This window comes from Lentisphaera marina (assembly GCF_028745505.1).
GTDB lineage: Bacteria > Verrucomicrobiota > Lentisphaeria > Lentisphaerales > Lentisphaeraceae > Lentisphaera > Lentisphaera marina.
Genome location: NZ_JAQZZL010000001.1, coordinates 1,836,704 through 1,849,085 on the forward strand (window position 1 = coordinate 1,836,704; position 12,382 = coordinate 1,849,085).

11 protein-coding genes and 1 pseudogene are annotated in these 12,382 nt (G+C 38.8%); 7 read left to right on the forward strand and 5 right to left on the reverse strand.

Annotated elements, in window-relative coordinates; all coding sequences use genetic code 11:
- The first annotated feature begins 139 nt into the window (after window positions 1-139).
- The 7 genes and pseudogenes from PQO01_RS07555 to PQO01_RS07585 all read left to right on the forward strand — a co-directional run.
- Complete coding sequence (locus PQO01_RS07555) at window positions 140-1,363, forward strand: purple acid phosphatase family protein (RefSeq protein WP_274313416.1); 1,224 nt, start codon at window positions 140-142, stop codon at window positions 1,361-1,363.
- 3 nt (window positions 1,364-1,366) lie between these two features.
- Window positions 1,367-2,767 (forward strand): hypothetical protein, encoded by a 1,401-nt coding sequence (locus PQO01_RS07560; RefSeq protein ID WP_274313417.1) that lies wholly within the window; start codon window positions 1,367-1,369, stop codon window positions 2,765-2,767.
- A gap of 90 nt (window positions 2,768-2,857) precedes the next feature.
- Complete coding sequence (locus PQO01_RS07565; RefSeq protein WP_274313418.1) at window positions 2,858-4,129, forward strand: M18 family aminopeptidase; 1,272 nt, start codon at window positions 2,858-2,860, stop codon at window positions 4,127-4,129.
- Window positions 4,126-5,202: a beta/alpha barrel domain-containing protein gene (locus PQO01_RS07570; protein WP_274313419.1), complete on the forward strand. Its 1,077-nt coding sequence runs from the start codon at window positions 4,126-4,128 to the stop codon at window positions 5,200-5,202. The genes PQO01_RS07565 and PQO01_RS07570 overlap by 4 nt, the downstream gene beginning before the upstream one ends.
- 18 nt (window positions 5,203-5,220) lie before the next feature.
- A complete protein-coding gene (locus tag PQO01_RS07575) occupies window positions 5,221-5,574 on the forward strand; it encodes an alpha/beta hydrolase (protein WP_274313420.1) in 354 nt (117 codons plus the stop codon).
- A gap of 246 nt (window positions 5,575-5,820) precedes the next feature.
- A complete protein-coding gene (locus PQO01_RS07580) occupies window positions 5,821-7,080 on the forward strand; it encodes an IS110 family transposase (RefSeq protein WP_274313421.1) in 1,260 nt (419 codons plus the stop codon).
- Window positions 7,081-7,115: 35 nt separating this feature from the next.
- Window positions 7,116-7,637 (forward strand): annotated as a pseudogene (locus PQO01_RS07585) (alpha/beta hydrolase); the annotation flags it as partial.
- Between the two features lie 8 nt (window positions 7,638-7,645).
- On the opposite strand, the gene PQO01_RS07590 reads toward PQO01_RS07585, so the two are convergent.
- The 5 genes from PQO01_RS07590 to PQO01_RS07610 all read right to left on the reverse strand — a co-directional run bounded on the left by PQO01_RS07590 (window position 7,646) and on the right by PQO01_RS07610 (window position 12,370).
- Entirely contained in the window at window positions 7,646-8,092 is a 447-nt protein-coding gene (locus PQO01_RS07590; protein WP_274313423.1) for a globin family protein, read from the reverse strand.
- Between the two features lie 632 nt (window positions 8,093-8,724).
- On the reverse strand, window positions 8,725-8,919 hold the full coding sequence (locus tag PQO01_RS07595) for a YwbE family protein (protein WP_274313424.1): 195 nt from the start codon (window positions 8,917-8,919) through the stop codon (window positions 8,725-8,727).
- A gap of 3 nt (window positions 8,920-8,922) precedes the next feature.
- Window positions 8,923-9,276, reverse strand: coding sequence for a DOPA 4,5-dioxygenase family protein (locus tag PQO01_RS07600; RefSeq protein ID WP_274313425.1), 354 nt, complete (start codon window positions 9,274-9,276; stop codon window positions 8,923-8,925).
- 82 nt (window positions 9,277-9,358) lie between these two features.
- Entirely contained in the window at window positions 9,359-10,927 is a 1,569-nt protein-coding gene (locus tag PQO01_RS07605; protein ID WP_274313426.1) for a PQQ-binding-like beta-propeller repeat protein, read from the reverse strand.
- 114 nt (window positions 10,928-11,041) lie between these two features.
- Window positions 11,042-12,370: a DUF1552 domain-containing protein gene (locus PQO01_RS07610; protein ID WP_274313427.1), complete on the reverse strand. Its 1,329-nt coding sequence runs from the start codon at window positions 12,368-12,370 to the stop codon at window positions 11,042-11,044.
- Between the last annotated feature and the right edge of the window lie 12 nt (window positions 12,371-12,382).

The window sequence follows — 12,382 nt, forward strand, 5'->3', positions numbered from 1 at the left end:
CTTAATGGTTTTTCGTTGGATAAAAATGATCCTGTCAGTTAAAATTGAAAAAAAATGATAAAAAGTTAAAAAAAGGGTGACATGATTGCGAATTCTATGCGATTAGCCTGTAAACATTAAGTAAATATAGGAAGTCTTTATGAAGAAGTTATTGTTATTATTCGCACTATGCCAAAGTGTAAGTTTTGCCGCCGTTGATAAAATTCGAGTTGTTTGGGAAGAAAAGCCCGATTCGCAAGCCATCATCGTTTGGCACCAACTCTCAGGTGAAAATGCAACTTTGCATTATGACTTTTTTGATCATAAAGATGATGCGAGTTCCTATGCGAATTCCTTAAAAGCTCAAAAAGTAGAAGAATATGCAGGTATGAATACGCATTACCTGAATTTAACAAATTTGAAGAGCGATACAAATTATTACTTTTTGATTAAAGATAGTGAAGGACAAACAGAGCGTTATTATTTTCGTACCGCACCAAATAAACCGAAATCTTTTCGTTTTATTCAAGGTGGAGATTCCAGAAGTAATCGCAAAGGTCGTCAAGACGGTAACCGTTTAGTGGCTAAATTACGCCCTCTATTTGTTTCTTTTGGAGGTGACATGACCAACCGCGGGAAAGATGAAGAGTGGCAAAACTGGCTCAAGGACTGGGAACTTACCTATGCGGAAGATGGGCGTATGTTCCCCATTGTACCAACCCATGGTAACCATGAAAGACAGGGCTATATCCAAGGGATTTATGGAACTAAAAATCGTTTGACATATTATCATTTTCAATTGGGTGGTGACCTCTTCTCTCTCTTTGTGTTAAACTCAGAGATTGATGCTAAAGGTGGTCAGAGAGAATATTTATTAAAGGAATTGCAAAAGCCTAAGCCTACCTACCGTTTAGCTTCTTACCACAAGCCCATGCGCCCTCATACAAAAAAGAAAAAAGAAGGTAAACACCTGTATGACGCTTGGGCAAATATTTTTTATGTGAACAAATTCGATATACTTTGTGAAAATGATACACACTGTGTGAAAAGAACAGTTGCAGTTAAACCAAGTCAAGAAGAGGGTAATGATGAAGGTTTTGTTGCAGCAGAAGATGGTTATGTAAAAATTGGCGAAGGCTGTTGGGGAGCGCCAGTCAGGAAAGCTGATGATGGAAAATCATGGACAATTGATATGGGTAGCTTCAATAGCTTCGACCTTCTAGATGTGAGTAAAAAAGAGATTGTGATCCGCACAATTAAATTTGAAGGTCAAGATAAAGTGACTGCTTTGAAAGAAAGTGACGAGGTGTTTGCAATGCCAAAACATCTGAATATTTGGCAGGCTAAGGGAGGAGCAGAACAAGTTGTAAAAGCTAGGAAGTAACTTATGGCGAAAGATGAAAATAAATTAATCCTACTCTTAAAGTTAGGTATGGCATCTTACCTGTTTAGTCGAGGTATGCTCTACTTAACTTTTGATAGCCCCATTAGAGCTTTGCTTTGGAGTGAAGCGATTGTGAGCCCATTCGTTCAGCTCTGGGGTTTGACGTGGCAAGATTACGCCAATGTTTCAGATGCTCTGGCGCGTATCTTAGAGAAGTGTGTAGGACTTTATTTCATTTTTGCAGCAGGACTTTGTTTTTACATCAAAGCCGGAGCGGTGAGCTTTTGGCAGAAAAGAGTTTTTCATGCTTTAGCTTATTTCACAACTTTGCATATTTTCTTGAAGTACTTAGCACTGGATCACGAACTGCCGATTGTACTTGAGTATGTCTTGCAAGGCTTTAGCCCATTGATCTTTTTAGCTTTTTTAAATAAGTCCTCACCAACTGAAGATCAGGGTAAGTTCAACTTATCTCAGTACAAAGTTTCAGCGACGCGAGTCTTAATTTCAGCATGCTTCATTGGTCATGGTTTATATGCCGCTGGTTGGCCTTATCAATCTGTGAAATTTGTACGTATGTTGAGTGGAACCTTTTTTATTGATTTTGAAATCGCTGCGGCAATTGTGCAAGGGATTGGCATCATCGATATCATGTTGGGTATTATTATTTTCATTAAAGCTTTTGAACAAGTGAGTTTAATCCACATGGCTTTTTGGGGTTTTGTAACGGCAGGGTCACGCATTGTTAGTCAAGTCATTGTACCATGGGAATGGTCTCATTGGCATTTGTGGTCATTGGAGACGAGTGTTCGACTTATCCATGGAGTTTTGCCCTTGTTTTTATTTCTTTATTTGCGAAGTCAGCAAGAAGAACAAAAAGAAACTAGGTCTTTCATTCATTGTATTAAGCAAAGCTTTAAAGTACTTCCAAGCTTTATTGCGAAGACCGCAATTTTACTTTTAACGTTCTCTTTGGGAGTCAAAGTTTTTTACTCACCTCAAGTAAAAGAGCCTCTAGTTGAGTATATTGAACAAGAGTCGGGAGATGATCAATTCCAAAAGTGTGCTTCGGGCAAATATTATTGTGATAAACTTTTTTCTGAGCAAGATTTTCAGGTGCGTTTAAAATTGAACACCGAAGAGAGTTTGAGACCCGTGTACATAAAGTTCTTGAAGGATTCAAAAGAGGAAGTTATGACTCAGCTCAAGCGTAAGATTTTACTTGATTTCCGTGATTCACCCTTTGCGGATCAGCCTTTTGAGGATCAGAAGATTTTGGGTTTTGCAAAAAATATCCAAGTAATTTACGGAGGCTTTGGTCAGGTCGATTTCCACGCAGAAGTTCCCTGGCGTGAAGAGGGTAAAATGAGTGGTGAGCTTTCTGAAGCACTTGGCTCCTTGTAGGGATAAATAAGCTCGATAAACTCACACAAATTTTGTAAAATACTCAGTTTAGTTTAACTTGTGCAAATAATAAATTTACTGAGGTCAAAAATGAGAGATCCACAAGCTGAAAAATTGCTGACATTTATCGATGCATGCCCAAGTCCTTTTCATGCCGTTGCACAAGCTAAAGAGCAGTTAACATCATCTGGCTTCATTGCGCTCAATGAAGATCAAGAATGGGATTTGAAAGCAGGCGGCGCTTATTTCGTTGAACGCTCGGGTGGTAGCATTATCGCTTTTCGCATTCCAGAAATTCACAAAGAAGTTAAGTTTCATATAGTTGGAGCCCACACCGATAGCCCATGCTTTAAAATGAAGCCTAACCCCAGCAATGGTATTGCTAATTATTATCAATGGGGAGCCGAAACCTACGGCGGTCTTTTGAAAAATTCTTGGCTCGATCGAGATTTGCATTTATCGGGTCGCCTGACTTTGATTATCAATGGTGAAATGACCACAAAGTTGGTCTCTTTAGATTCATATCAATTTCGTATACCGCAGCTAGCCATTCACTTAGATGATAATCGCGAAGCCCTGAAGCTTAATCCTCAGCAACATTTGACGCCCATTTTTGGTTTAGAGAAAGATAAAGACCTTCTCCAAATTATTTTGGATGACAATAATATTGAAGCGACTTCAATGGAAGTAGCCGCATTTGATTTGTTTTTGCACGATTCGCAAAAATCGGCTTTCGGTGGCTTAAACGATGAGTTTATTTATGCGCCACGTCTCGATAATTTGGCGATGTGCCACGCCTCTTTGGAGGCTTTAATTGCTTCTAAGCCGAGGTCAGCTGTGACTATGGGAGCTTTATTTGATCACGAAGAAGTGGGTTCAGTTTCAGATCGTGGAGCCTGCTCAAGTTTTCTTCCAGCCATTCTCGAACGCATTAGTTTAAGCTTAAAAGGTGAGCGCGAAGCTTATTTAGCCGCCTTAAGTCGTTCTTACATGCTTTCAGCCGACATGGCCCATGCGGTGCATCCAAATTATTCAGAACGCCACGATAGGGATCACTACCCACTGATTAATCACGGACCGGTTATTAAACACAATGCCAATCAACGTTACGCTACCAACTCTGAAACTGCGGCGTACTTCAGTCTGCTTTGTCAGGAGAGTGGCATTACAGTTCAAGAATTTGTGTCCCGTAATGACTGTCCATGTGGTTCAACTATAGGTCCAAGTGTTGCAAGTAAGTTGGGGATCAAAACTGTGGACGTGGGCAACCCAATGTTATCGATGCATTCAATTCGAGAAATGGCCGGTTCAAAAGATCATGCCAAAATGATTTGTGTGTTTGAGGAGTTTTTCAGCAAATGATTGGTCTAGCAAAAATAGAGCATAAACTTAGGCCGACTTTAGCCAAGTTATTGCCACCCAGTTTTTTTATGAAAGTCTACTCCAGTGGGCGAAGTCAATTTATTAAAGATTTAGCGCAATTACAGATAGAGCCCGTGAAAGGTGACTTTAATCCTACAGAGCTTTGTGGACTTAAATTTCGTAATGACCTAGGCAATGCAGCAGGCTTGGATAAAGATGGCTCACTTCTAGATTTTAATTATAATTTAGGTGCGGGTTTTGCCGTCGTGGGCACCGTGCTCGATAAACCACATACAGGTAATTTATTCAATGCCTTCGGCAAAGAGAAGAACCCTTGGACTCCTTTACCCAATAGTCATTCAGCATTGAATTCACTTGGACTGCCAAGTTTGGGTGTTGATGTGGCTGTAGATAATATGAAAGCTTTTCAGGATCGAGTACAGCCGAAAGGTTTTCCCATTGGCGTCAGCATTATGGGCCATCCAGCACAAGAAGGCCAAGAAAAACTTCAGGGCGTCTTAGACTGCGTTAAAAAATCATTGCCAGTAGCTGATTTTATCGAAATCAATGAGTCCTGCCCGAACGTGAAAGGGCATGATTCTAGTGCTATGTACGATCGTATTGCCGCCGTTATGGATATCGCGAGTGGTGAGGTTCCTATATTTATTAAATTGGGGAGTTTAGATCACGCTGATGAAGTACTTGCGAAATTCGCAGAAATGAAAGTTGCTGGAGTCGTTTTATTAAACACGCAAAGAGATTATGATTTTTATCGTCCCAAACTCGATAAAGCCGATCATAAAGTTTTTGATTTCTATACTAAGGAATTTAGTGGAGGACTTTCGGGTAGCATTATCCGTCAAACTGCACTCGATGCCGTGAAACAAGCTAAGGCAATTATTGACCAACAGCAGCTCGATTTAAAACTCATACATGTGGGTGGAATCGGAACGAATCAAGATGTTTGCGAAAGTCGCAATTACGCAGAACTTCGCGAGTGGTACTCACTCTTTATGGAGCGACTATTTGATTTACCTGTGGATCAAATTTATAAGAAACTTACTTCAGTTTAGCTTATAAGTATGAGGTTATTGTTCTTATTAATCTTTTATTCATACTCACTCTTTGTTTTTGGAGAAGAGTATGTTCATGGTCAAGATTCTCATGAACAAGCCAATGTCCCTAAGGGTAAAATCATTGATTTTACTTTAGAGGATAGCAAAATATATCCTGATACAATTAGACGTTATTCTATTTATATTCCTGCGCAGTATAAAGGTGAAGCAGCGGCTTTAATGGTCTTTCAAGATGGTCATGCTTTTTTAAAGAAAGGCGGACATTTTCGTGCTACTACCGTGATGGATAATTTGATTCATCAAAAGAGGATACCGATTACCATAGGTGTTTTTGTTGATCCTGCTTATACAGGTGATGTACTCCTATAGTAGTCCAAGTAATTAAATAGATAAATATAATGAGGGGGTCTGGGGGAGAAATTTTAGAATTAAAAAAGGAACATATAAATTTAATTATTCTCGGTACGAATTGGCGCTCCTGTCTTTGAAAGACTTTCTGGGCACTTCGACCGGGAATGATTATCAGCAAGACGAATACTCAGAAAGCTTCCACCACGAATGCTATAGGAATTTCGCACGCTGACTTTTAAATCTATATATTCCTAAGGAGTAAAAATGTATTATACAAGAACTAAAAAGCCATCTGAATACTCAGTTATTATTGCGATTGACTGGGCTGATCAAAAGCATGATCTACGAATCCTTCGGGATTGTGAAGAAGAATGTAAAGTTATCAGTAGTGATTTACTTACGCTCAAAAAATTCTTTAATGAACTCATACTTGAATCTGTTAATGATCCCATCGCGGTTGTCATCGAAAGCTGCCAATCTGCACTGATGAATTTATTGATATCCATTAGTGAATTTGATGTCTATACAGTTCACCCGACCACTTCTTCGAAGTTTGCTAAAACATTCCATCTTAGTGGCGCGAAAAGTGACCGAGCAGATACCAAATCATTACTTGAACTATACTTAAAACACCCTGATAAAGTTAAAAGAGTAGACGAATCTTTTTCAAAAGGAAAACTGAAGCGACTGAATACAAAAAGGCGTGATTTAGTAAATGATAGAACTCGTTTAACTAATCAACTCACTGCATTGTTGAAGATCTATTATCCAAATGCACTCAAAGTCGTGGGGAATCATTTATATGCAGACATGTTTCTAGATTTTTTGGATAAATATCCAAGCCCGCAGGATATCATTAATGCTCATCAAATCGGCATTACTAAATTCTTTAACAAACGCAGTACAAGCCATACAAAAACAAAAGTGAGGGTTCAAATATTACGCGCTTCTGTTATTGTTGTTAATGATGAAGATGAGGTGGATTACTACATATTTGAGATACAACAATTCTGCCACAGAATCCGGAGTTTAAATAAGGTTATTAAAGCTTATGACGAAAAAATTGAGCAAGCTTATAGGGAAAATGAAGATCATGAAATATTCCAATCATTTCCAGGAGCAGGTCCTAGTATCGGACCACGTCTTATGGCCTTCTTTGGAAACGATCGAGAAAAATTTCAGTCTGTAAATGAGGCTCTTAAAATCAGTGAAATAGCTCCTGTGACAATTCAGAGTGGGAAAATGAATATTGTCCGAAGACGTTTTTTATGCGACAGGTTCACTCAACTTAGTTTTGTTGAGTTTGCCAATAATTCCATAAGGTCATCAATATGGGCACATGAATTTTATTATCATAAGAAAGCTCTAAACATACCTCACTTCACAATACTTAGAGCTTTGGCGTACAAATGGATTCGTATCATGTACAGTTGTTGGAAAACGAGAACTCCATATAATGAAAAGACCTATCTAGAAGTATTGGAGCAGAGGCGACCAGCATGGTTTCAGAAATTCGTTAATTAATCTCGAATTCTAGTTGTAAGTGCACTCAGAAAAGCCCAGAGAACCGAGGATGGAGACCTAAACCAGATAATCGTAGTTTGGAGTACGATAGTTTGGGGGATGAGTATGCACGTTTTCTAATTGAAGAGCTGATCCCAAGAGTCGCGAAACAATATAAATTAACTGATGACCCTAATCAAAGAGCTATTGCAGGTCTAAGTTCTGGTGCCATTTGTGCTTGGACGGTAGCATGGGAAAGACCAGATTATTTCCGTAAAGTTCTTAGTTTTATAGGGAGTTATACGAATATTCGTGGGGGTCATGTCTATCCCGCAATGGTTCGTCAAGAAAAAACTAAACCAATTCGCATTTTCCTCCAAGGCGGTGCCAAGGATCTTGATAATCAGTATGGCAATTGGCCTCTTGCCAATCAACAGATGGCCAAGTCATTAGCCTATGCAAAATACGATTATAAATTTGTATTTGGCACGGGGGGCCACAGTGGATTACATGGTGGGTGTATTTTACCTGAAGCGATGGAGTGGCTTTGGCGTTCAGCCGAGCTTATTAAAGATTAATAGGCCCCTCATTTTTCAGTGGTAAGCTCATCACTATACTTGAATTTAGTCAAATCGAGTTTGTTGTATTGCTCACGACTTAGAGAGCTGATTTTGCCGTTTGCGAGAATCGCAATGTGAATTTCATCCTTGCTTCTAGGATCTACCTGAAAGCGACTTTGAGTGATTAGTATTATGTCTTGATCATTACTTTGGTCGACGTCAGTATTGATGAGGAACTTGAGGGCTTTGTCGTCATAAGTCCTGCTCAGATTTTCTTCAATATTTTTAATAATGTCTTTGCCGAATTTATTAAAGTTTTCACTCTTAGACATGATAGTGAAATGTTCTTTAGAAATATCTTTAGCCAAACTCAAAAGGGCATTGCCTTCTTTAATATTTTGAGCAGAGAAGAAGATGTAAGCGAGTAGGGCAATGGGTAGGGCGCCGAGTAAAATTTGGAAATATGTTTTCATGGATATGTTTATGGGCTTTCAGATAAAGTTTTTTTAATGAAAAGACCATAATCTTTGGCACTGTAATTTAAAATGCGTGGCTCATCATTTTTCGTAGAATTTATGTGTATTATCCAAAGGGGGTAATGTCTTAATCTTTTTACTCATTGAATCCATTTTCTGATTGAAGATGCTTGATGAGGCCAAAGAAGCGCTTTACTGTTTGGCGACAGGTATTAATGGTAGCTATAGAGGCAGTGGCTTTATCAAGGTGTTTGACTGTGGGCCAAATAATCACTATTTATGAATAACTGTAAAATAATCCTCAAGTAATTAGTTTAGGATTTAGTTCCAAGTTGAGGACACTCTAGAGTTAAATGTTTACTCTAAATTTAAAGAATTTTTGATTCTATTGATTGTATGCAAAGACGAGTTTTTTTGAATACAGTTTTTTGAGTGTTAAAAATCTTTCTTGAAAGGTGCTCATTATTATCTCCATTGTCTTAGTGTTTATATATATAAACGTCGCCAAAACATGATTTTTAACACATATTCACAAAAAATATTGAAATAAAACACAATTTTTATAAGTGTTTCTTCAAGAGCTGCTTAAAATATAATATTTAATTTTTTTATTTGTGGATTATTTGATTTTAGTCTAGGATTTCTTTAACCCTACCGACGAGGCCAGCTTCTGTGCGTACTTTTATTCCATGTGGATGTGTGGGAGATTTAGTTAAGATGTTTTTGACGACACCTTCGCAGGTTCTTCCACTAGCTTGGTCTTTTTTTAGAACAAGTTTAATATTTGTACCTATGGAGATATGTGATCGTTTTGTGGGATCCATTTTTTAGTCCTTATTATTTCTGAAAATTCCGAGTTCTAGTTTTAAGGGTGTTCCGAGCCAAGAGGCGAATTCACTATGGTCTTTAAGATTATTTCCCGACAAAGGGTGAATTAAGACAGATAAACCTTTTCTATGCAGTTCTAAGTAAGCTATGAAATCATCATAGTCAGATTTTGTGAAGGCAACCTGAAACATCCACTTTGTATGAGGGCCAAGGAGTTTTTTGTGAAGACGTCCTAGTTGAAGCTCAAATTTCTCATCGATCTGTACATAAAGTTCCGAGGCTACTTTAAGTGTAGGCTTATCAAAATATATATGGGCGTGATATTCATTATGGGGATTTAGAGCAGGTTTCATTATCTAGCCAATTGATTTATAAGTATTAAAAAACCCCTTCAGTTAACTGAAGGGGTTTGAGAAGATCATTTAATAAATGGTACTATTTATTTTCTTCAATACAAATAAGCTCTTTCAAGTTGCGGTGATAGAGTTTGCCATTGGCAAATGAAGGAGTGTTCAGTGACCAAGTTTTACCGGCAGCCCCCAAGTCACTAATACTCAAGAGGGCAGATTGATTAAATTTTTCTGCTTTGGCATCAATCACGTAAACACGACCATTTTGTAGAGTGAAATAAATTTTATCATTAACACTTATGGGATTGCCATTAAAAACCCAGCTCCAACCATCGCGTTGAGACCTTTTGTCACCTGCAATATCGAGGCCACGTGAATTAATTGTACTAGAAGAAATTTTTTCTAACCAAGTTTTCTTATTGCCTTCTAAGCTAGTAGGGAATTGAACATACTCGACTTTATCAGTCTTAAGATCAACGCGAGCAAAGGCATTGATAGGGCCAGCTTTTTTGACGGGGCCATAACGTTCAGGACCAAAGCACATGAAATAGAGCTTATCTTCAATTAGAATAGTACTAAACCAAGCTGGAAAAATAGTGATACCTAAAGATTTAGTAATATCAAAATCTTTGTGTTGAATTAATTTTCTTTGATCTTTGTCGTAGACTTCGGCATCGACATTTTGCGTTATAGAGATCTTTTTAATAAGCTCGCCATTTGTTGAATCTAAGAGGTGGATTACACCATCGTATGTCATCCATATGGCATACTTATCATTCCAAGAAGCTTGGTAGAGGCACATTCCAGCATCTGCCTTGTATTCCCAAATGGATTTACCTGAGGCTGCATCAACCATGCTATAACCACGAGGTGCTTCTGGTACTTTGTGATGACCACCACGGCCAATGAGAATAGCGTCTTTGCCTTCAGGAGTTTTTGAGAGGAAAGGAGTGTTGTAATGAGTAAGAGCACCTTCGGATATCCAAGCTTGTTCACCAGTCAACTTATTGTAAGCAAAAAGGTAGTTCCATCCGTATTTACGAGCGCCATCTTTTTTGTAGTAGGGTTCCACATTGATGATGAGATCACCAGAGATAATGGGTTCATACTGTTTATTGAAGGGGAAATTTACTTTATCTAATTTTTCGATTGGAGCCCAAGTATAATCCCAAACCTTTTTACCTTTTACGGTGTAGCATGCTATCTGACCTGATGCATTAAAAAACCAAACATGTTTACCGTCTGTTATCGGTGTGGGAGTAGTGCTGTCACTAAAACCATAGAGGTAGATTGCTTCACTTTTGCCAGGGAGGGCACAATCCCAAAGAATTTTTTGACTTGAGAGGTCGATGCAAAGGCCTCGTATATTCGCCCCTTTTTTGGTGTGGTTTTCTTTGGTGACGGGCTCGATAATTGTGAGGAAGGCTTTGTTGCCATTTATGGCAATCCCACTCTGGCCAGCTTCAGGAAGCGTCATTTTCCACTTGATATTTTTATTTTTACTCATGCTAAAGTGACTAGGAGCATCTGAATTTTCAGAATTGACTACGTATGAATTGTTAGGCCCTCCAGCTTGTTGCCATTGAGTTGCATTGGAGGAAGAGGCACAAGAAAAACAGAATGCAGCAGCTAAAGGGAAAAGGAGTTTTTTCATATTGGAGCTAAGAAGCCTTATATAATTAATAATGAATTTGTTAAAGAACTAATAAAAAAACTCAGACTCTAAAAGTAAAGCTTTTAGAGTCTGAGAGAGGAATTAAGTCGTGAATTAGCTGAAGATTTCGCCTGGAAGTTTACCAGTGCTGTCAGAGAATTTACTTCTTTGGACACCCGCAGAATTAAGCATGCTAACAAAGAGGTTCGTCATTGGGGTCTTATTTTCAAATCTTTGGTAAGATCCATGTTTGATACCCATGTTTTTACCACCAGCAAGAACGAGAGGTAAGTTACGTGCATTATGTGTATGTGCTTGTGAACTACCGTATAGTACTTGGGTATTATCCAGAATTGAACCGTGTTCATCCTTAACTTCTTTCATACGACCTAAGAAGTAAGCGTATTGCTGTACGAGCCAGTTGTCGTAAGTGGACCAAAGCTTTGGGTCATTTGAGTGCGATATACCGTGATGACCTTTTTTAGCACCAATGGCAAGTTTAGGATAGTTTTCACCAAAGCCCATACCATCTTCACGAGCAATTTGATAAGTCACAACGCGAGTTAAATCCATTTCATAAGCGAGTACGATGAGGTCATACATGGAACGAATATAAGTCTCGGCGTTCTTTGCGGGATCTAAATCGAAGTTCAATTTACTGTAATCAGCTTTCTTGAGTGGTATGTCGAGCCATTCTTCATTTTTTCTAATTTGCTTTTCAACAGAATTAAGTGAAGTGAGATATTGATCCATCTTCTCTTTATCGCTCTTGCCAAGTTTTCTCTGTAGGTCTTTACTATTGCCAAAAACGAGGTCGACAATTTTACGGCCGCGTTGAAGTTCTTTTCGACGTGCCTCTGTCGAACCAGTACCATTGGGATTAAAGTAGCGCTCAAAGATCTCTCTGTGGCGGTGCTCAGTTGGGATTGCGTTACCCATTGAGTCGAATGAGAGTGAAGTAACACGCGATTTGTAGCCGACGCCACCATCTGCGGAAAGCGCAAAAGAGGGATAACGTGTACTTTTACCAATATGTCCTGCAGCGACTTGGTCGATGGAAATATTGTTTTTATAAGTATTACGAACATCGCCACCAGTTAACCAAGTATCACCAGCAATATGACCAAGTAGTTGACGAGAACGCGGGTGAGAGAGTCCACCGAGAATTGTCATATCATCTCTGAAACCATTGAGAGGTTCCAAAGAAAAATTATTTTTATAATCGCGACCCTCTTGGTCAGGGAAAAAACGATACTGTTTGGTTTCTTCTTTGATCTTACCTGGTTCACAAGCACCATTAGGGAAGTAAAGGAAGCACATGCGTTTTGGTGCTTCACCTTTGTTCTGGCTTGCTCCCATTGCTTCCAAGTAAGGAAGTGCGCAAGCTACGCCTGTTCCGCGGAGAAATGTACGTCTATCTAAATGCCATGATTTTTTGCTCATTTGTCAGTTTCC

Excerpts from the sequence above, each read along its gene's own strand:
- PQO01_RS07555 (WP_274313416.1), top strand. The coding sequence starts at position 140 with ATGAAGAAGTTATTGTTATTATTCGCACTATGCCAAAGTGTAAGTTTT.
- PQO01_RS07560 (WP_274313417.1), top strand. The coding sequence starts at position 1,367 with ATGGCGAAAGATGAAAATAAATTAATCCTACTCTTAAAGTTAGGTATG.
- PQO01_RS07565 (WP_274313418.1), top strand. The coding sequence starts at position 2,858 with ATGAGAGATCCACAAGCTGAAAAATTGCTGACATTTATCGATGCATGC.
- PQO01_RS07570 (WP_274313419.1), top strand. The coding sequence starts at position 4,126 with ATGATTGGTCTAGCAAAAATAGAGCATAAACTTAGGCCGACTTTAGCC.
- PQO01_RS07580 (WP_274313421.1), top strand. The coding sequence starts at position 5,821 with ATGTATTATACAAGAACTAAAAAGCCATCTGAATACTCAGTTATTATT.
- PQO01_RS07590 (WP_274313423.1), bottom strand. The coding sequence starts at position 8,092 with ATGAAAACATATTTCCAAATTTTACTCGGCGCCCTACCCATTGCCCTA.
- PQO01_RS07595 (WP_274313424.1), bottom strand. The coding sequence starts at position 8,919 with ATGGATCCCACAAAACGATCACATATCTCCATAGGTACAAATATTAAA.
- PQO01_RS07600 (WP_274313425.1), bottom strand. The coding sequence starts at position 9,276 with ATGAAACCTGCTCTAAATCCCCATAATGAATATCACGCCCATATATAT.
- PQO01_RS07605 (WP_274313426.1), bottom strand. The coding sequence starts at position 10,927 with ATGAAAAAACTCCTTTTCCCTTTAGCTGCTGCATTCTGTTTTTCTTGT.
- PQO01_RS07610 (WP_274313427.1), bottom strand. The coding sequence starts at position 12,370 with ATGAGCAAAAAATCATGGCATTTAGATAGACGTACATTTCTCCGCGGA.